Source organism: Mucilaginibacter sp. UYCu711 (genome assembly GCF_050433825.1).
In the GTDB taxonomy this organism is placed as follows: Bacteria; Bacteroidota; Bacteroidia; order Sphingobacteriales; family Sphingobacteriaceae; genus Mucilaginibacter.
On sequence record NZ_JBNPWM010000011.1, the window covers coordinates 159,836 to 179,247 of the forward strand.

The window sequence follows — 19,412 nt, forward strand, 5'->3', positions numbered from 1 at the left end:
ATGAAATCATACCAACTTATTCATCAATTGATAAACCTCGTTGAAGAACTGGAAGAAGAAAATCAGGGCCATGAAGTTTCTATCCAGGATTTTACAGGCTTTCTGCTGAATAAAGTTGGTGACACCAGAGGTAATGGTCATGACAGTGAAGTGAGATTTGGCGACAGTGACAATGCCGCGTTGGATATCGCCTATCAGTTAGATAATAATATCGGCCGGCTGTTTGTTTTTATGAGCCGTTATGCGAAATCTTATATTAAAAAAGCATTAGAAGGTACACCATTACAAACTGGCGAGGATTTTACCGCCCTGGCGATTTTATTGACACACAAACACTTATCAAAAAGTGAATTGATCAGCCATAATTTACAGGAGAAAACATCGGGAACAGAAGTAATCAGGCGTTTGATTGTTGCAGGGCTGGTAAGACAGTGGGATGACGTGAAAGATAAAAGAAGCAAACATATCGCCATTACTGATGAGGGCAAGGAATTATTGTTCCAGGTATTTGAACACACTAATTACGTGGGTAAGATTATTACCGGCAAATTGACCATAGCCGAAAAATTTACGCTACAATATCTTTTACAGAAGCTGGAGAACTTTCACCTGGAACATTACGAAAATAAGACCATTAGTAACAAAGAAGATCTTAAAAAGCTTGCGGAAGAAAATTCTGTACAGTAAGTTCGGCGGCATTACCATTTATAAACAGATATCTGATTAAAAGATACGAAACTGGAATTAAATACTGTATAACCACGGATTTGCCGGCAAGCTGTAAAAAGCCATCATGTTATTTGCATTGTTCATATAATTTGTTTCTGCGATTGCGGGAGCACAAATATTGGTAAATACCGTAAGACATATTAAGAGCGGACTACACCTGGATGATAAGCACTATGGCTGGGGAAGGGTTTTTTGTATGGTGGATTTTAACTGCTGTTTTGTTAAGTATAACTTTATTATTGCAGCGAAAATTAGTCAGCATTAAATGACAATGAGGGACATTTCATAATATGATCGTCCTCATTTAATTGTTATTCAATTATTTGCAACTTTGCTATGCGGTAAAATAAGATCGGGAAACTGATCTATCAATTAAACTCATGTAAAATGGATATGGAAAAAATGACGGCAGGCATGGATCATAGTAAAATGCACAAAGGTCATGATCCGCACATGGGCATGTCGGAGCATGAACACCATGCCATGATGATCGCTGATTTTAAAAAGCGGTTTTATGTAGTGGCAGCGCTCACCATACCTATTATGCTGCTATCAACTATGATACAGCATTTTATAGGCGTAAACTGGACTTTTACAGGTTCTTCCTACATTTTGTTTGCCTTATCATCGGTGGTGTTTGTTTATGGTGGCTGGCCCTTTTTGGCGGGGCTCGTTGATGAGGTAAAGTCAAAAAATCCCGGCATGATGTTCCTGATAGGTTTTGCCATAACCGTTGCTTATAGCTATAGCGTTGCTGTTGTGTTTGGCCTGAAAGGGATGGATTTCTTTTGGGAACTGGCCACGCTTATCCTGATCATGCTGTTAGGGCATTGGATAGAAATGCGTTCGGTTATGGGGGCCTCAAATGAACTGGAGTTATTGGTACAACTCATGCCATCAGATGCACATATGGTAATGCCTGACATGGTGCATGATGTAAAAACCGATACCCTGAAAGAAAATGATATTATCCTAATTAAGCCCGGCGAAAAAGTTGCGGCGGACGGTATTATATTAGAGGGCGAAAGTTATTTGAATGAATCAATGCTGACCGGGGAATCAAAGCCCGTACTAAAAGTAAAAGGCGACAAAGTAATTGCCGGCTCTATCAACGGCAACGGCTCCTTTAAAGTTACCGTATCCCACGCAGCAAAAGATTCCTATTTATCGCAGGTGGTTAAACTGGTAGATGACGCACAAAAGTCAAAATCTCAAACGCAGTTATTGGCCGATACTGCCGCCAAATGGTTAACCGTGATCGCACTTGTAACGGGTATCGGCACATTTCTGTTTTGGTACTTAACGGGGCAGACCTTATCGTTCGCGATGGAAAGGATGGTAACCGTTATCGTTATTTGCTGCCCACATGCTTTAGGTTTAGCGGTACCACTTGTGGTGGCGAAGTCAACGGCCCTGTCGGCTAAGCATGGCTTGCTCATTAAAAACAGAACCGCGTTTGAAAATGCCAGGAAGATCACAACCATTGTATTCGATAAAACGGGTACGCTTACTGTTGGAAAATTTGAAGTGTCAAAAGTGGTTTCCTTACAAAAAGGCCTCAATGAAAATGAGATCATACGTTTAGCATCGGCATTAGAGCAAAAATCAGAACATCCTATCGCAACAGGTATCCTGCAAAAAGTTAAAGACTTAAAGATCGCTGTACCCCCGGCAAACGATTTTAAAGCCATAACCGGCAAGGGTGTTGAAGCGACCGTAGAGGGTAAAAAAATACTGGTCGTTAGTCCGGGTTATTTAAAAGAACATAAGCTAACCCCGCCTGATGGCTTTACTGCCAATGATACCGAAACCGTAGTATTTGTATTGGTCAATAAGGAATTAGCAGGCTATATCGCTTTGTCTGATGAAATACGGCCCGAATCTGCGGAAGCTATTAAAACATTAAAGGAAGAAAACATCAAATCCATTCTGCTAACCGGGGACAACCAAAAAGTAGCCGCCAGCGTAAGTAAAACATTAGGCATGGATAGTTTTATTGCAGAAGTGTTGCCACATCAGAAGTTAGAGAAAATCAAAGAACTGCAAGGCAAAGGCGAATTTGTTGCGATGACTGGCGATGGCGTTAACGACGCGCCTGCACTTGCCCAGGCTGATATTGGCATAGCCGTAGGTTCGGGCAGCGATATAGCCGCAGAAACTGCCGGGATCGTTTTGGTGAATAGTAATCCTAAAGATATTGTCAGCCTGGTACTGTTTGGTAAGGCTACTTATCGGAAAATGATACAGAACCTGGCCTGGGCGACCGGTTATAATGTGGTGGCTTTACCACTGGCTGCGGGTGTATTGTATAACCAGGGCATTGTGTTAAGTCCGGCGGCTGGTGCTGTATTGATGACTGTAAGCACCGTCGTAGTGGCGATCAACGCGAGTCTGTTAAAAGTAAAATCTTAATCCCGCCAGTTGGAATCAACAGTTCATATAAATTTATAAGTATATTCGTACCAATGAAACGCTCAGCGCTTATTTTATTAACGGCCATTTACCTTTTATCCCTTGTGGGTATCGGTGTAAACCGTTTTTATTGTTGCGGTAAGCTCACTTCTGTCACACTCACCTATGCTTCAGCAAATCATACCGATAAGGGTAATTGCTGCAAGCACGAAAGCAAAAGCTTTAAAATAAAGGACAGCCATGTTACGGGGAACACCACCGTTTTAAGTCCGTCTATCGCGGCTATATTGCCTACGCCTGCTTATTTGAATGCAGTTAATATTTTTATTGAACAAGCTACTCCCATCAATTATCAGGCGAACGCCCCGCCTGGGAACGTTGATATACCGATCTATACCCTTAACTGCGCCTACAGGATCTGACCTGTACGGTTATAGCCAACATTTCTGTACCTGGCTATACTTCTATGCAATCCATCTTAATTCATAATTCACGCATAGGTTTTGCCTATGTTATTTATCCATTTTTAATTTTTAAAAACATGAAAAAAGTAATGCTGATGGCTGTTGCCATTCTATTTTCTGCCGCGGCTGTTTTTGCCGCACATTCAAACAACCCTGTTTCTGACACCACCAAAACCAAAAAGGTAAAACCTGTTACGAAAGTACAATACACCTGTACCATGCACCCGGATGTAATCAGCAACAAACCCGGCAAATGCCCGAAATGTGGCATGACGCTGGTGAAAAAGGTTGATGCCAAAAAGAAGCCTGCGGAAAAAAGGAAGATGTAATTTCATTCAGCCCCGCTTCATGCGGGGCTGATTAAAGCAATTAAGATGATCAATCAACTTATTTCCCTGTCCTTAAAAAACAGGTATATCGTGCTGCTGATCGCCACCGCCCTTTTTGCCTGGGGTGCTTACTCGGTCAAGGAAAACCCGATCGATGCCATACCCGACCTGTCGGATAACCAGGTGATCGTATTTACCGAATGGCAAGGGCGCAGCCCGCAGATCATGGAAGACCAGGTAACTTATCCATTGGTAAGTAATCTGCAAGGCATCCCCAAAGTAAAAGCCATTCGTGCTACTTCTATGTTCGGGATGAGTTTTGTTTATATCGTTTTTGACGATAAAGCGGATGTGTATTGGGCGCGAAGCCGGGTATTGGAAAGGCTGAACTATGCGCAGCGTTTACTACCCCAGGGTATCACCCCAACATTGGGGCCGGATGGTACAGGCGTAGGCCATATTTTATGGTACACTTTGAATGCTAAAGGCATGGATCTGGGTGAGCAAAGGGCACTACAGGACTGGTATGTAAAATTAGGTTTGCAAACCGTTCCCGGTGTGAGCGAGGTTGCCTCTTTCGGCGGCTTTGAAAAACAATACCAGGTCACCATCGACCCCCATAAGCTTAGTTATTACAACATACCCTTAGCGCAGGTACTTAAATCGGTAAAAAGCAATAACAATGATGTGGGTGGGCGAAAGTTTGAAATGAACGGCACCGGCTATATTGTTCGCGGCCTGGGATATATCAAAAATTTAACAGATGTAGAAAATATCCCTATCGGGGTGATCAACTCCATACCAATAAAGATAAAAGATGTGGCTACCGTACAAATGGGTGGCGATGAGCGCCTGGGTATCTTTGACCGCGATGGTGACGGCGAAGCTGTCGGCGGCATTGTAGTGATGCGTTATGGCGAAAATGCGGATAAGGTGATTCATGCGGTTAAGGATAAAATGGCTGATATTCAAAAAGGCTTGCCTGCGGGTGTTAGCTTTAATATTGCTTATGATCGCAGCGAACTCATTGAAAACGCGGTTAATTCGGTTAAGCATACGCTGATCGAAGAAATGATTACCGTTTCCATTATCGTTATCCTGTTCCTGTTTAGCTGGCGAAGCGCCTTGAGCATTATTATTCAGATACCCGTTACCATCGCAGCCGCCTTTATTTTATTAAACGCCTTTGGCATCAGTTCCAATATCATGTCTTTAACCGGTATCGCTTTAGCCATAGGTGTAATTGTAGATAACGGCATTGTCATGGTTGAAAACTCGCATAGAAACTTATCTATCGCGCAACAAAAAGAAAAGTCATGACCACAGCAGAACGAATTAAGATCATAGAAGCATCCTGCAAACAGGTTGGCCGTGGCGTTTTCTTTTCAACGCTGATCATTGTAGCGTCCTTCCTGCCGGTATTTTTACTGGAGGGGCAAGAGGGCAAACTGTTTGGGCCATTAGCCTGGACAAAAACCTTTATATTGGCCATTGATGCCATCCTTGCAGTAACACTGGCACCGGTACTGATCTCTTTTTTCCTGAAAGGAAAACTAAGAACTGACGACCACAATCCACTAAACCGGGGGTTGGAAAAGATATACCGCCCTATACTTAACTGGTGTGTGACCTGGCGTAAAACTACTTTAACTATCAATATCATAGCGCTGCTGATCAGCATACCGCTGTTATTAAGCTTAGGTAGTGAATTTATGCCCCCTTTGGACGAGGGAACGATCCTATTTATGCCGGTTACCCAACCAGATGTTTCCAATGCGGAAGCCAAACAGTTGTTACAGGTACAGGATAAGATCATCAAAAGCATACCCGAAGTAAAAAGCGTTTTGGGAAAAGCAGGCCGGGCCAATACGGCTACGGATAATTCGCCGATCAGTATGACGGAAACCATTATCCTTTTGAAACCAAAAGACGAATGGCGCAAAGGGATCAAAAAAGAAGATATCATCAATGAGCTAAACGCCAAACTACAAATACCAGGCGTAGTGAACGGCTGGACGCAACCCATCATTAACCGCATTAATATGTTATCCACCGGTATCCGTACCGATGTAGGGTTAAAAGTTTATGGGCAGAATTTAGATACCATTAGCGCTTTAGCTACCCAAATGAAAATGGCTTTGCAAGGTGTGAGCGGCGTGAAAGATCTATATGTTGACCCGATTACCGGTGGTAAATATCTGGATATCCATGTTAATAAAGAGGCCATAGGCCGCTACGGTTTAAGCGTGGATGATGTGAACGAAGTAGTGGAAAGCGCTTTGGGGGGTATGAACCTGACCAAAACGATAGAGGGCAGGGAGCGCTTTAGTGTCAATGTCCGTTTCGCGCAGGATTACCGGAACAACCTGGACGCGATCAAAAGCACCTTAGTGCAAACAACCAGCAACGGCCCGATACCCTTATCATCCGTTGCCGATATAAAGATCAGTGATGGCCCGGCCATGATACAATCGGAAAATGCGTTATTAAGGGGGACGGTATTATTTAATGTGCGCGACCGCGATCTGGGTAGTACCGTTAAGGAAGCGCAGGACAGGTTAAATACGATGGTCAAAACGCTGCCAAAAGGCTATTATATCGAATGGAGCGGCCAGTATGAGAATTTGATACGCGCGGAGCATACCTTAAAGATGATATTACCTGTTGTACTGCTAATTATTTTCGCCTGCCTGTATTTTGCATTTCATTCTATCCGCGAGGCATTTTTCAGCCTGATCTCGATACCGTTCGCCTTGATCGGCGGCGCGTATATGGTGTATTTCTTTGGGGTACATTTATCGGTAGCCGTGGCGGTCGGCTTTATCGCCTTGTTTGGTATCGCCGTCGAAACGGGCATTGTGATGGTGATCTACCTTAATGATGCGATGCAGCAATTGGTTACTTTAAAAGGCAATTCTAAAGAAACCATTACTAAAGAGGATTTAAGGTTTTATGTGATGAACGGTGCCGTGAAACGTTTGCGGCCAAAACTCATGACGGTTTGTGTTGCCCTGTTTGGTTTAGTGCCGGTGCTATGGGCAACCGGGACAGGCAGCGATGTGATGCTGCCTATTGTACTGCCGATGATCGGCGGGGTATTAACTTCTTCCACGCACATTTTACTGGTTACACCGCTCATCTTTTTAATGGTGAAAGAATACGAACTCAGGAAATATGGTAAACTGGAAGTATTGGAGGTAAAAGAATAATGAAAAAATATCAAATTATATTAACAGCGATGCTATGCGTGGGCAGTTTTGCCAAAGCACAGCGCCTGCCGTTAGACAGCGTTTTAGCCCGTGTTGGTGCTAACCCTGCTTTAATGGCTTATGATGCAAAGGCCAGTGCCCAGGACGCTTACGCGACCGGGGCAAAAAGCATTGATGCGCCAAAGGTAAGCGCGGGGCAGTACCAGGTTCCCTATCAACTTAGTCCGAACGGCGGTGCATTTATGATACAGGCCGAGCAAATGTTTATCAATTCAGCCAAGCTAAAGGCAAAGGAAGATTATATGAGAGGCTTATCCAAGGTCACCGCAACTGATAAAAGCTACCTTAAAAATCAACTGATAGCCCAGGCCAAGCAATACTATTACGAACGGGTGGTACTGGAAAAGAAACTGGCGTTGTTACAGCATACGCAGGAGCTACTTGAATATATGCTCAAGGATGCCAATATCCGGCTTACTTATGGTAAGGAAAAGCTGCCCAATATTTACAAAGCCAAAGCAGAGTTGTATCAACTGGATAATACCCGTGAGCAACTCAATAACGAGATCAGCCAAAAGAACATCATGCTGAATACGCTGATGAACAGGGAGAAACAGGCAGTCTTTTTGGTAGATACCATTTACGTAGTAAAGGAATATGAAACAGTTATAAGTGACACTGCTGCCCTTTCCAATGCACGAAGTGATATAAAAGGGATTAACCGGAATATTGATTTACAACAGTTAAATGCGCAAATGGAATATGCCAAACGCAAGCCGGATTTTGGGATACAGGCGGGGCACATGCAAAGCTACGGCGGTATGGCTAACCAATATGTTTTAATGGGTTCTGTAACGATCCCTATTGTTCCCTGGGCATCTAAAGAATATAAGGCCAATCTGAAAGGTATCCGCTTTGAAGTGGAGGAATTACAGCAAAAGAAACTGGATATACTCAACCAGGCAAAGGGGCAACTGGCAGGAATGAGAGCGGATATGAGCAGTAAGAAAAGGCAGTTAAAAAACTATGACCAAAACATCATACCTGCTTTGCAGAATGGCTACAAAACAGCGTTGCTGGCTTACGACCAAAACACCGGCGACTTGCCATCAGTTTTGGATGGTATCAAAAGTTTACAGCTAATACGCATGGAGGCATTAGACCGCTTACAGGAACTATTAATCTTACAGGTAGCTTATGAAAGGGAAAATGAAAGCAATTAAAATTATCCTGGTTGTTTTTATAGCCGCACTTAGTGCCTGCTCCAACCCAAAACCTGCTCCAGTTGCCATTCAGGCAAAAAGCGAAGTGAAATATACCTGCCCTATGCACCCTCAGGTACTGCAAGATCATCCGGGTAGCTGCCCCATTTGCGGTATGACCCTGGTAAAAAAAACAGGCCAGGCTAGTGAGGGAGCGGGTATCAGTTTGAATACCGTTTTGCAGCCGGTTAATTCTTCGGTCGTTTCTACGGTCAGGGCTATCGTACCCGAACAAAAGGAAATACAAACCAGTATTTCGGCAGATGGTTACCTGGATTTTGATACGCGAACTTTTAATAATATTGCATCCCGTTTTTCGGGGCGTATTGAAAAACTATACATCAAATATGCTTTCCAGGAGATACATCAGGGGCAGCGCATTTTTGATATTTATAGCCCGGAGATGGTTACCGCACAACAGGACTTAATTTTTATCAGCAAAAACTCGTCGGCGGAAGCAGGATTGCTCAATGCGGCGCGGCAGAAACTACTATTACAGGGAATGACTAATGAACAGGTTAATCAAGCTATTAAAAATGGGAAGCCTTTTTACAACCTGCCCGTTTTTAGCCACTATGATGGCCACGTCCATGATGTGGCACATATCCAGATGGGCGGCGCGGTAGATCAACAGGCCGCTTCGGACTTTACCAATAACCTGCCGTTAGCTATCAAAGCGGGTATGTATGTTGAAAAAGGGCAAACCTTGTTCAATGTAGTCAATCCTCATAGGCTATGGGCAATCATCAAGATCAACCGTTCTGATATCGCCACTTTAAAATTAAACCAGCCGGTTAAAATTTCGCTGCCTGATCTGCCAGGGAAACTGCTTGCCGGAAAGGTCAATTTTATAGAGCCTGTTTTACAGAATGGTGATAAGACAACAAGTGTCCGGGTTTATTTAGACAATATGGATCATGAGCTGAAAGTAAACAGCCTGGTCAAAGCTGAAATACAAACCGGGCAAACAAAGGGCTTATGGATACCCCGGTCTGCATTGGTTGATCTGGGCCGGGCGCAAATTGTATGGCTGAAAAAGGGCGCTGCATACCAGGCGCACCTGGTCAATACAGGTTCAATAAATGGCGCTCAAATACAAATTACAAAAGGTTTAGCTGTTACGGATAGCCTGGCATCAAACGCCCAATATTTAACAGACAGCGAAAGCTTTATTAAAACGCAAAGTCATGAATAAATTGAAAATAGTAGCGCTGTTCATCGGAGTAATGATTACTGCCTGCCAGCAGAAACCGCATCAGCTAGCCTTGCAGCAAAGTAAAGCTTATTATACCTGCTCCATGCACCCACAGATACATGAGGAACATCCGGGCAATTGCCCTATTTGTGGTATGAAACTGATCAAAGTGGAACTTACGGGCTCAGCCGGTACCAGTTCTGATAAAATAACTCTGACGGCAACCCAGCTTCAGTTAGCCGGTATCCAAACAGATACCGTTAGAGATGAAAACATTGGCAACGAAAAAACGCTGACAGGCACGGTAACTACGAATGAAAATACAGCCGCCGAATTAAGTGCAAGAATAGCGGGGCGGGTGCAGCAATTATTTGTAAGGACTGTTGGTGAAAAAATAGCCGTAGGACAACCCGTTTATTCCATATACAGCGAAGACTTGCAGGAAGCAGAAAAGGAATACCTGTTGACTAAACAGCAACAAAAGGTATTGCATAACCCGGATGTAGACTATCAGCAACTGATCAGTGCTGCCGAAAACAAGCTGCAATTATGGGGTTTGTCACCGGCTCAGATCAAAAACCTGGCGGCTTCAGGGAAAGTGTCGGCCACGACGACTGTATTAAGTAAAGTCGGCGGCACGGTTAGCGGCATTTCGGTTCACGAGGGGGATTATGTGACCGAGGGTATGAGCATATTAAAAACGCAGGCATTAAATAATTTATGGATTGAAGCACAATTATATGCCAGTGATGCCGGGAACTACAAAGAAAACGACCGGGTAAGTGTTTCCTTTCCTGATCTGAACGGACAAATTATTCCGGGTAAGATAGAGTTTGTTAATCCCGAATTATCAGAAGCATCTAAAGTAGATCTGATAAGGGTAAGTATCCCCAACCCGCAGGGATCGATCCGGCCAGGAATGTTGGCCTATATTTCTATTGGCGGTGGGGGTAGCCGTTCTTTAGCCATCCCTGCTTCAGCTATCCTGACAGATAAAAATGGCAGCAAGGTTTGGGTAAAAAATACCGATGGCAGTTTTTCACCAAAGATGATCAAACCGGGTTCGGGGAACCAAAATTACGTACAGGTGCTGTCGGGGTTGGATGCCGGGGCTATTGTTGTCACCAATGGCGCGTATTTACTGAACAGCGAAGCGATCTTTAAAAATGGTAATGATAATATGGGTGGGATGAAGATGTAGTGGAACTTTTAAAACAATAGCCCGACTGCTGCCTTTTAGTGATACGCTAATCAAATGAAATTAAAAAAGTTAACAGCAGAACTTGCCGACCCATTCCGCTCTTTAAAGAACAGCATTTTCGCCCGCCTTTATTTCGCGGAAACTATCAGCCTGATCGGTGATGCCTTTACCTGGGTTGGTTTAGCTTTGCTGGCTTACCAGTTTGACGAGGAGAGATCAGCGGTCATCTTGGCGACGGCTTTGACGTTGCGGGTAAGCGCCTTCATTGTCTTTTCACCATTTGCAGGTATCCTGGCAGATAAGATTGACCGTAAGAAGATCCTTTATATCACGCATTTCTTTCGGATGGCTGTTGTTGCCTACCTTCCCTTTATAAAGGCAGAATGGCAGATCTATGTGCTGGTATTTTTACTCAATGTATTTAATGCCTTTTTTACACCCACCTATCGCTCCGTAATCTCTCAAATTGTTGAGAAAGGTATTTATCGTCAAGCCGTCGGTTTATCAACCGCCACTAATCAACTATTTGGCGTGTTAGGGCCTGGACTGGCAGGTATCATGGCGGTCTGGTTTGGAGCTAGACAGATCTTTTTTGTAGATGCCGCATCTTTTGTCATTGCAGGCTTACTGATATTAACCTTACCCGGCAGTCTTATGCGCAAACCGGCAGCCGGAGAGGCGATAAAAGAAAAACCTTCGACCGGGCAGGATTTGCTCAAAGGTGTTCGTTTGCTTTTTGGCAATAAGCTGATCCGTTTTGCTTTATCTATCGAATTTGTCTCTGCTATAGCAGGGGCGCAAATATTGGTGAATACTGTCGGGTATATCAGATCAGGCTTACACCAAAACAATCAGCATTACGGGTGGGTAATGGCCGCTTTTGGTATTGGTGCCGCGACCGCCGCATTTGTATCGGGGGCAATAGACAAATCAAAATCCCGAAAAGCCTCATTACTGATCGGCGCATTGATGTTGGGCCTGGCAATAACAGGAGCCAATTACGTTAATTATGGCTTGTTATTATTGCTTTGGGCTATTGCCGGGCTGGGACAGAGTTTAGCCGAAATTCCATCAGAAACACTGATCGGTGAGAATATCGCCGCCGAAGAACAAGGCAAAGTATATGGTACGCATTTTGCTTTTTCTCATTTATGGTGGGCGATTGCTTATCCAATTGCCGGTTTCCTGGGTAATCGGCTCCCTGCGAACAACTTTTTGTACGGCGGTATCCTGACCCTTTTATTTTTGCTGTTGATATTCGCTTTTCTAAATCCCCTGAAAATAAAATCACCTGTTTCCGGTTAGGCGTACTGTAAGGTAAAGTAAGGCTAAAGAATTCAAAACGGTTGTCTTTTACAACTAGAATTATTATATTTGATATATACGCGAAACGTTTCGATACAAGATTAAAACGTGTTACAAATGTGTAACGATTGAAAATTTGAACGATGTAATTTATTAAAAATCAAGTCATTATAGAGGGCGACCATCTACCTGTTAATTAATTTCATCCCGCAAAATTTCTATCTCATAAATAAGTTACAACACTTCGTAGCTAGCCTTTTTCATGGATGTTTTTTGTTTAAATTTACTCTTCTGTAATACCCCCAACTTTTGAAACAAAAAATTCAAAGGGGAAATCACTGTTTAATCTAATAGTATAGCCGAGCCGATGGTAATCTCGTAAATAGATAAAGGTAGATTTCGTGATCAAGATGTATTGGGATCATCATTAGTTTGTTGATTTTCGCAGATCTACATTGACGTTACAGATTAAAAATTAAGCTGTGAATAACTGGCTTTAGACAAAAGCTAACGTGAAGAAAGAAATAGGTAGTGGCTGAGTTTGTTTTTTTGCTTAAGATACTAAAGTCATAGCCGGTCTGTTGTCATTTTTAAAATATATCTTAAAAGTGCAACCATTCCCTGCTGCACATTCTACTTCTATCTTACCGCCTGAGGCGTTAACAATTTTCCGGATCAAGTACAATCCAATACCTGTTCCTTCGGTAATTGCACTCATCCGTTTATATTTTTTAAAAATCTGGTCTATTTCGTCTTTGGTAATCCCAATGCCGTTATCTGTGATCGTTAATAAGATAAACTCATCCTTTGTCTCAGTCTTGATACTGATCTCTGGTTTACGGTCGGGAGAGCTGAACTTTGTTGATCAACGATTTTAGCCATGGGCTTTGCGGTTTATGAGGATACAACTTAAAGTTGTAATGAAATAAAGGTACCGCTATTATGTTGTATTAATTAATTTATTTTCAGCTACTTGCGGGTTTTAGCGGAAATAAAGCCTTTGAAAAAAGAACAGGGGTGATGCAATTATTTTTTTAAAAGTAAAATGGGAGGGCGGTAACACTTTACGCTGAATATCAGGCTATCTTTGTGCTTATCTTGCAGCTGACGGGAGCGAAGTATTTTCCCGGCATAAACAAATATAGGATGTTAAGGCATTTAGGCGCAAAGCGAACCCCGAATCATAATCTGAAACTGGCAACTCTTTTAGGATTGACTGCGGGTTTTGTCAATGCCGAAGGATTCCTGGGTTTTTCCGTACTCACCACAAACGTAACCGGTCATGCTGCTTTGCTTGCCGAAAGAATAGCGTTTATGGACTGGAGAACGGCAACGGTGATCGCGCTTTGGATGTTTCTTTTTTTAGCCGGGGCCTTCTTCACCAGCATCGCCCTTTCTTTTACCGGCGAAAACCAGCGATTTTCTTACTTTATCCCGGTGATCATTGAAATACTGATCTTATTGATATCAGGGCTGTATGGCCATAAATACAATGGTACATTGGCTTCCAAAGAGTTTTTCGCGGGGAGTCTGCTTTTTGCAATGGGCCTGCAAAATGCTTTAGTTTCTATGGTGTCAGGATCGGTGGTCAGGACTACACACTTAACCGGGACGTTTACTGATCTTGGTATCGACCTTGCGCAGATCCTGCATGGCGATAAAGCCCGGCGACCTGATCTTAAGTCCAGGATCAAACTCAGATTGTATATTATTTTCTTTTTTATGACGGGAGCGGTATTTGGCGCTTACCTGTTCCACCGTTTTGGGTTTCCATCTTTTTACGCACCAGTATTGATTTTGCTGTTCGCGCTCGTTTATGACCTGCTTAGAATTAAGGCCAAAAGATATTACCGGACCGGAGTGAATGCGGTCAAGAGGACGATCGGGCACACAGAATAAATATCCTAGCGGTAATTAGCCCTTTTGATAAGCGAAACGTTTCGATGCAAGATCAAAACGTGTTACAAATGTGTAACAATGAAATAAGTTATTGATATAAAAGAGCAATAATAAGGATATTATAGAGGTCGACCATCTACCTGTTAAGTAATTTCCATCCCATACAATTTCTGTGTTACAAATAAGTTACAACTCTTCTTAACTAACTCATAATCTATTCAATATTAAGTCTTATTAACTCTCAGCCATCCGATGGTTAGTCAGAGAGTCGCTGACTAACAAATTTATCAAGCCTTGATTCCCGGAAGATATAACAATTTGGTCCGCTACTTGATCGTATACCGGTTAGCTGTTAAAAAGCTTGCACGCCATTTTTCACGGAAATAAAATATACTGGACGGTTTATACTTCGGACAAATATGCAGGCAGACTGCATCTGCAATTAAAGATAAAAAATATAAGGGCATAAAAAAGCCCCGCGGACGTGCGGGGCTTTAGCTCCTGAGGCTGGGCTCGAACCAGCGACCCTCTGATTAACAGTCAAAAAAGGGTAGTTTTCGATGTTTGTTGTTTTATGTTGTTGGTTGATTATCAATACATTAATCATTTTGACTTTACCGTTATTTATCGATATTTACCGTTGTTTTGGCCAAAAGTATGCAAATAATATGCAAATTTTTAGACGTAAAAAGTGCTTTTTTGATATCAATTAAGCGGTTTTTTCGTAAATTTACAGAAAAAAAATATTCAAATAATCGTTAAAACATGGAAAAAATAGCAAAAAAGGCGAAGATTTCACTGTATTTAGATACGAGAAGGGCAACATCAGATGACACTTATCCGGTAAAAATCCAGGTTTTTTACGGTCGTCAAAAGTTATTTAATACCGGTAGTTATGTTTCAATTGAGGACTTTGAAAATTCATATCATACTGCTAAACCGAAAGGAGAACGCCTTAAAGATCTTAAAATAGATCTTTCTGCTCTGGAAGCTAAGGCCAATGAAGTCGTTGACAATTTAAAGATTTTCACGTTTGAAAAATTTGAGAAGATGTTGTTTACTACCAAGCAATCTTTAACGAATATCATTGATCACTATTACAACTATATCAAGGAACTAGATAAGAATAACCAAGTAGGTACATCTTCCAGTTATTTCTGTAGCATTAATTCTATAAGGGAATTTATTAATGACAGCCGTAGAAATCCGATCGAGGTCATAACGTTTGACATGGTTACACCTGAATTCCTAAACAAGTATGAAAACTGGATGATTGCCCAGGACAGAAGCAGAACAACAGTTGGTATCTATCTACGCACTACCCGGAAGATATTTAATCAAGCCATAGAAGATGGGATTATTGACAGAGAGATCTACCCTTTCAAAAAATATAAGATCCCCACTGGAAAAAATACTAAAAAAGCGATCGAAGCCCCTGACCTTAAAAAACTGTTCAATGCAGATGTAAAAGGAAATATCTTTCAGGAAAAAGCTAAAGCCTTTTGGTTCTTTAGCTACCAGTGCAACGGTATGAACATCAGGGATATTTCTGAATTAAAGTTCAGGGACCTGCACGTAACTTATTTCTCCTTCCTTAGACATAAAACGATCCGTACGACCAAAGAAGACCCAAAACCTATCATTGTCCCAATAACCGACTATGTGAAGCAGGTGTTTGAAAAATATGGGAATAAAAAGGGTAAGCCAAATGATTATGTTTTCCCGGTTTTCACGGCCGGCATGGATGCAAAAGAACGTCATCGCGCCAATCAGAATTTTGTTCGCTTAATTAATCAGCACATGAAAAAATTGGCAAATACCGTCGGTATGGAAATTAACGGCACTATGGAAGCCAGACACTCCTTTACTACACAGGTTACCAGAAAACAAGGAATGGAATTCGCTCAGGAAGCATTAGGCCATACCACGTTGGCCACGACACAAAATTATTGGGCCGGATTTCAAAGTGAGACCAAAAAGGAAATGGCCGATATGCTAATGGATTTTGATCAGCCAAAAGGTAAATCCAATGTTGTTCCAATTAAACGGACAGCAAAACGCCTTCGTGTGTAGATACCAAAAAATGTAGAATTATAATTCTATTGGGGTAAGTGAGCCTCTGGCTTTCCCATCATTTCCTGTTCTACCAAATGACCCAGGAATTTTGCAAATGGCTCAATATCTTGTACTGTACTCGCTCTTTCAAGCGCCTCCATATAAGCTGCTCTTTTCTCAACAGGAATAACCGTCCAGGGGTAACCTCCAGAAGCCAGCATGGCATTCATCAGGAAGCGGCCCATACGTCCGTTTCCGTCCATGTAAGGGTGTATAAACACAAATAGAAAATGGCCTAATACAGCCCTGACTGATGCTTCAGATTCCTCTTCTATCAATTCAAACAACACCGGCATAGCGTCTCTCATCGCGTCAACGTTTAACGGGGTATGTTTTGAGCTGGAAATAAAAACCTGGCCATTTCGGTAGCCCGCCAGGTCAGATGCCTTTAATATCCCTGCTGATACACTCGGGTCAAATAGCTCGCGATACCAAACAGGATGATCTGCATCGGTTTGCTTACCCGAATTTGCGCCATTCATAATTTTGTTAATAGAGTCTTTTACTTTTTGAAAAGCCTGCCAGTAACCCCTTGCTGCCATAGCATCTTTTTGTTTTTTATCTTCGGGATCGGTATCTTTATCCCAAGCACCGCTACTTACCTTATTGATCAATTCTGGTGTTACCCTGTAACGTTCAATAGACAAAGAGTGATAGGCATCTGTGACAAACACCTCATCTATATGTTTCAAATATGCTTCCTTGTCTTTTGGTATCCCTGGAGCTGCAGGGAAATTTTGAATTATTGTGCCCCGCATCATTTGCCACATTAGTCTTAAACGATTGGCATATGGCGAACGCTCTCTCGCAGATAATTTGATTTCTATCTTCTCTTCAAACGGATCAGACTCCCGCACACTAAAGTCTGCGGAACGCATTGCACCCAGAATATTATCTGCGATGCGATCCCTGCCAATATTTCTAAATGCACCTGCTAACCGGCCAGCTATTGACGTATGTCCGTTTTCTAATAACACGGGGAGTAATTCTGAGGCATCTCTTATCATTGATGCCGCTGTCCGTGCATCAATTGGGTTACGTGCGTATGTGTTGGCTGAAGCATAGATCAACGCTCCCGAAAGCGTATACTTCCTGATCCCATTTTGCATCGTTACCAAGCTTTTATCCGGAAGATCTGCCTTCAGGTTAAACAACGTAGTATTAAAAGGCAAATTGGTCAGCGTATTATTTGCTTTAGGAGATTTTGCTATAAGTTGAATCGGGACTGTATAATTACCGGCCTGTAACTGCAAAGATTGCTCCGCTGAAATGCACCAGTCAGCCCCGTATTTTTGTTCCAGAAACTTGGCACAAAAATCCCAATAAGATGTGTACCAGGAAGTACTGTCTCCTGGTCGCTCTTCGGGGTCAGTAGGTATATACCATCCTTTAATAATCTCTTTAAGAAAACCCTTTTTAACCAATAGCACCCTAATTGAATCTTTAGAAATCTCGGATGTATGAATTGCCACAATACCTTTTTCCTGAAGTTCCTTCAATGTTCCGAGTGCTTCTACAAATTTTTCTCTTGGTGTAGCCATGCTTATAATGTAATAAAACAATTATAAACAAATGTAGTAAAACAATTACAAAATATTGCAATAAAACAATTATAAACACTTGTAACAAAACAATTATTATACCTATAATAAAACACCCATGCAGCATTGGAATATTTGACACTGAGGAAGCGGAAAATAGAGATTAATGAGAATGGTTGAAGCTGAGTACTAAGATTAGGAGAACGTTCTTGTACTTAAATTAACGGTTGGTTATTTGAAGGCTAAATTAGACTGACTTTTTAATCATTAACTATTTTTAATATATCGCCTTCACTTTCGCTAAAAGCATCACTTTTTGTTAGCACCTGTTGTATAACCTCTATATCTTTCCCTTTTAAAGTAGCACTAAATTGGCGAGCCCGCTGCAACATTCTGATATAAACATCAGGCTCGCCCTGTCGGGTGAGTTTACGCAAAGCACCGAGATAGTCGATACGAAATACATTCGGAATGATAATTTTTGACTGTTCCGCTTTGACCAATTCTGCATTCATCATGACTCTCGCTATCCGGCCATTCCCATCATTAAAAGGATGCACCTCGCTGATCAGGAACATCATATAAGCCGCTTTGGCAAATGGGTCTCTCAGGGCACGATAATAGTCATATGCTCTGGTCAATGTTCCCCTAACCAGTTCGAAGTCCACAAAGTCGGTATCGCCCGCACGGTTATTCTGGTCTTTAAACTCACCTGGTTTTTTCGCTGTTCTTGCACTCAACAGTATCTTATGGCGATATTGCAATATTTGCAGCATTTCAGCTGCTGTTTCGGGCGTTCGCTGCATTTCTGTTCTGCTGCTGACAATATGGTACGTTCCCAATATATCATGGGAATCTTCATCGCGGGATTTCATGGGCTCACCAGTTGTTATGATCTGTCTGGCTTCCTCTACGGCAAATTTGGTACCCTCAATATAATTAGAAAAATAGGCTTCGTAAAAGGCAAAATTACGAAAGGCCTTTAGACTCGTATTGGGTTCCGGCATTTCCTGAAATTCATCTTTTTGCAACGCGATAAACAACTTCTCCAGTAATCCGATCCTGGGTTTATCATAAGGAAGCCCTTGTGCCCTTGCAATTGCTACCGAAGAGGTCAAAGCTTTAGACGGCTTGGTAGTCAATAAGGCCCCGATCAGCCGGTTAAGCTTATCAAACTCTTTTTCCATACCGGTTTTTGAGGCAATGTCCCTGGCTTTGTCACGAAACGCGTTCAACCCATCTTCACCTTTTACCCGGATGACCTGTTCCAGTTTCTCCTCTATTTCCGGTAGCGTAAGCGTTTTGGACTGCGGTCCGGACTTCCGCGATTCCTGCAGGTTCTCCAATACCGCCCTTTCCTGTTGGGAAACAAAGAGGTCTGTTGTAAACTGATTATCGCCATCGACAGGTGCGACCCCTTCCATTATATTCAAGGTCAGTCCTGGAAGATTTACTTTTCGTGCATAATTATAGGTTAAAAACAGGTCTCCTGTAGCCGTTGGTTTATATTCCATTGCGGAACGGTGACTCAATAAAATTCCTGGATACTGGTGTCCGATGATCTGAAAGATATTTCTCCTGATCACATCTTCTGCAGGTTCATTTAAAATCGGCGTATAAATCCTGGGGGCGATCTTACGCAGTTTGCCCTGTTTTTCAAGTTTACTGATATTTCTGCTGATCGTAGTATCACTTGACGAATAGATAATTTCCTGCAAGTGCAATGGGGTATCTTTATCCATAATGAACCT

General features: G+C 42.3%; 14 protein-coding genes and 1 pseudogene. 12 read left to right on the top strand and 3 right to left on the bottom strand.

Going from position 1 to position 19,412, the window contains the following annotated elements; translation table 11 throughout:
• The 10 genes from ABIB50_RS21955 (at nt 1) to ABIB50_RS22000 (ending at nt 12,106) form a co-directional block, all read left to right on the top strand.
• Complete coding sequence (locus ABIB50_RS21955; RefSeq protein ID WP_429383335.1) at nt 1-687, top strand: MarR family winged helix-turn-helix transcriptional regulator; 687 nt, start codon at nt 1-3, stop codon at nt 685-687.
• A gap of 429 nt (nt 688-1,116) precedes the next feature.
• On the top strand, nt 1,117-3,141 hold the full coding sequence (locus tag ABIB50_RS21960) for a copper-translocating P-type ATPase (RefSeq protein ID WP_429383337.1): 2,025 nt from the start codon (nt 1,117-1,119) through the stop codon (nt 3,139-3,141).
• Between the two features lie 53 nt (nt 3,142-3,194).
• Nucleotides 3,195-3,563, top strand: a complete 369-nt coding sequence (locus ABIB50_RS21965; RefSeq protein WP_429383339.1) for an HYC_CC_PP family protein — start codon at nt 3,195-3,197, stop codon at nt 3,561-3,563.
• A 119-nt stretch (nt 3,564-3,682) separates the two neighbouring features.
• Nucleotides 3,683-3,934 (top strand): heavy metal-binding domain-containing protein, encoded by a 252-nt coding sequence (locus tag ABIB50_RS21970; RefSeq protein WP_429383341.1) that lies wholly within the window; start codon nt 3,683-3,685, stop codon nt 3,932-3,934.
• Between the two features lie 45 nt (nt 3,935-3,979).
• Nucleotides 3,980-5,254 carry an efflux RND transporter permease subunit gene (locus tag ABIB50_RS21975; RefSeq protein ID WP_429383343.1) on the top strand — a complete coding sequence of 425 codons (1,275 nt, stop codon included), beginning with the start codon at nt 3,980-3,982 and terminating at the stop codon, nt 5,252-5,254.
• Nucleotides 5,251-7,143 (top strand): efflux RND transporter permease subunit, encoded by a 1,893-nt coding sequence (locus tag ABIB50_RS21980; protein WP_429383345.1) that lies wholly within the window; start codon nt 5,251-5,253, stop codon nt 7,141-7,143. The genes ABIB50_RS21975 and ABIB50_RS21980 overlap by 4 nt, the downstream gene beginning before the upstream one ends.
• The gene (locus ABIB50_RS21985; RefSeq protein ID WP_429383347.1) at nt 7,143-8,366 is read left to right on the top strand and encodes a TolC family protein; all 1,224 of its coding nucleotides are present in this window, start codon (nt 7,143-7,145) and stop codon (nt 8,364-8,366) included. Before ABIB50_RS21980 ends, ABIB50_RS21985 begins: the two co-directional genes overlap by 1 nt.
• Nucleotides 8,353-9,600 (top strand): HlyD family efflux transporter periplasmic adaptor subunit, encoded by a 1,248-nt coding sequence (locus tag ABIB50_RS21990; protein WP_429383349.1) that lies wholly within the window; start codon nt 8,353-8,355, stop codon nt 9,598-9,600. The genes ABIB50_RS21985 and ABIB50_RS21990 overlap by 14 nt, the downstream gene beginning before the upstream one ends.
• Nucleotides 9,593-10,801 carry an efflux RND transporter periplasmic adaptor subunit gene (locus ABIB50_RS21995; protein WP_429383351.1) on the top strand — a complete coding sequence of 403 codons (1,209 nt, stop codon included), beginning with the start codon at nt 9,593-9,595 and terminating at the stop codon, nt 10,799-10,801. The genes ABIB50_RS21990 and ABIB50_RS21995 overlap by 8 nt, the downstream gene beginning before the upstream one ends.
• A gap of 54 nt (nt 10,802-10,855) precedes the next feature.
• A complete protein-coding gene (locus ABIB50_RS22000) occupies nt 10,856-12,106 on the top strand; it encodes an MFS transporter (RefSeq protein ID WP_429383353.1) in 1,251 nt (416 codons plus the stop codon).
• Nucleotides 12,107-12,659: 553 nt separating this feature from the next.
• Here the strand turns inward: ABIB50_RS22000 and ABIB50_RS22005 are convergent.
• Nucleotides 12,660-12,953 (bottom strand): annotated as a pseudogene (locus ABIB50_RS22005) (sensor histidine kinase); the annotation flags it as partial.
• 299 nt (nt 12,954-13,252) lie between these two features.
• On the opposite strand from ABIB50_RS22005, the gene ABIB50_RS22010 reads away from it, so the two are divergent.
• Both ABIB50_RS22010 and ABIB50_RS22015 read left to right on the top strand, forming a co-directional pair.
• On the top strand, nt 13,253-14,005 hold the full coding sequence (locus ABIB50_RS22010) for a YoaK family protein (RefSeq protein WP_429383354.1): 753 nt from the start codon (nt 13,253-13,255) through the stop codon (nt 14,003-14,005).
• Nucleotides 14,006-14,770: 765 nt separating this feature from the next.
• Nucleotides 14,771-16,078 carry a tyrosine-type recombinase/integrase gene (locus ABIB50_RS22015; RefSeq protein ID WP_429383356.1) on the top strand — a complete coding sequence of 436 codons (1,308 nt, stop codon included), beginning with the start codon at nt 14,771-14,773 and terminating at the stop codon, nt 16,076-16,078.
• Nucleotides 16,079-16,104: 26 nt separating this feature from the next.
• Here the strand turns inward: ABIB50_RS22015 and ABIB50_RS22020 are convergent, their stop codons facing one another.
• Complete coding sequence (locus tag ABIB50_RS22020; protein ID WP_429383358.1) at nt 16,105-17,661, bottom strand: Fic family protein; 1,557 nt, start codon at nt 17,659-17,661, stop codon at nt 16,105-16,107.
• Between the two features lie 260 nt (nt 17,662-17,921).
• Nucleotides 17,922-19,403, bottom strand: a complete 1,482-nt coding sequence (locus tag ABIB50_RS22025; RefSeq protein ID WP_429383360.1) for a Fic family protein — start codon at nt 19,401-19,403, stop codon at nt 17,922-17,924.
• Between the last annotated feature and the right edge of the window lie 9 nt (nt 19,404-19,412).

What these genes read in the sequence shown, in the direction of transcription:
- ABIB50_RS21955 (WP_429383335.1), top strand. Translation starts at nt 1, where the DNA reads ATGAAATCATACCAACTTATTCATCAATTGATAAACCTCGTTGAAGAA.
- ABIB50_RS21960 (WP_429383337.1), top strand. Translation starts at nt 1,117, where the DNA reads ATGGATATGGAAAAAATGACGGCAGGCATGGATCATAGTAAAATGCAC.
- ABIB50_RS21965 (WP_429383339.1), top strand. Translation starts at nt 3,195, where the DNA reads ATGAAACGCTCAGCGCTTATTTTATTAACGGCCATTTACCTTTTATCC.
- ABIB50_RS21970 (WP_429383341.1), top strand. Translation starts at nt 3,683, where the DNA reads ATGAAAAAAGTAATGCTGATGGCTGTTGCCATTCTATTTTCTGCCGCG.
- ABIB50_RS21975 (WP_429383343.1), top strand. Translation starts at nt 3,980, where the DNA reads ATGATCAATCAACTTATTTCCCTGTCCTTAAAAAACAGGTATATCGTG.
- ABIB50_RS21980 (WP_429383345.1), top strand. Translation starts at nt 5,251, where the DNA reads ATGACCACAGCAGAACGAATTAAGATCATAGAAGCATCCTGCAAACAG.
- ABIB50_RS21985 (WP_429383347.1), top strand. Translation starts at nt 7,143, where the DNA reads ATGAAAAAATATCAAATTATATTAACAGCGATGCTATGCGTGGGCAGT.
- ABIB50_RS21990 (WP_429383349.1), top strand. Translation starts at nt 8,353, where the DNA reads ATGAAAGCAATTAAAATTATCCTGGTTGTTTTTATAGCCGCACTTAGT.
- ABIB50_RS21995 (WP_429383351.1), top strand. Translation starts at nt 9,593, where the DNA reads ATGAATAAATTGAAAATAGTAGCGCTGTTCATCGGAGTAATGATTACT.
- ABIB50_RS22000 (WP_429383353.1), top strand. Translation starts at nt 10,856, where the DNA reads ATGAAATTAAAAAAGTTAACAGCAGAACTTGCCGACCCATTCCGCTCT.
- ABIB50_RS22010 (WP_429383354.1), top strand. Translation starts at nt 13,253, where the DNA reads ATGTTAAGGCATTTAGGCGCAAAGCGAACCCCGAATCATAATCTGAAA.
- ABIB50_RS22015 (WP_429383356.1), top strand. Translation starts at nt 14,771, where the DNA reads ATGGAAAAAATAGCAAAAAAGGCGAAGATTTCACTGTATTTAGATACG.
- ABIB50_RS22020 (WP_429383358.1), bottom strand. Translation starts at nt 17,661, where the DNA reads ATGGCTACACCAAGAGAAAAATTTGTAGAAGCACTCGGAACATTGAAG.
- ABIB50_RS22025 (WP_429383360.1), bottom strand. Translation starts at nt 19,403, where the DNA reads ATGGATAAAGATACCCCATTGCACTTGCAGGAAATTATCTATTCGTCA.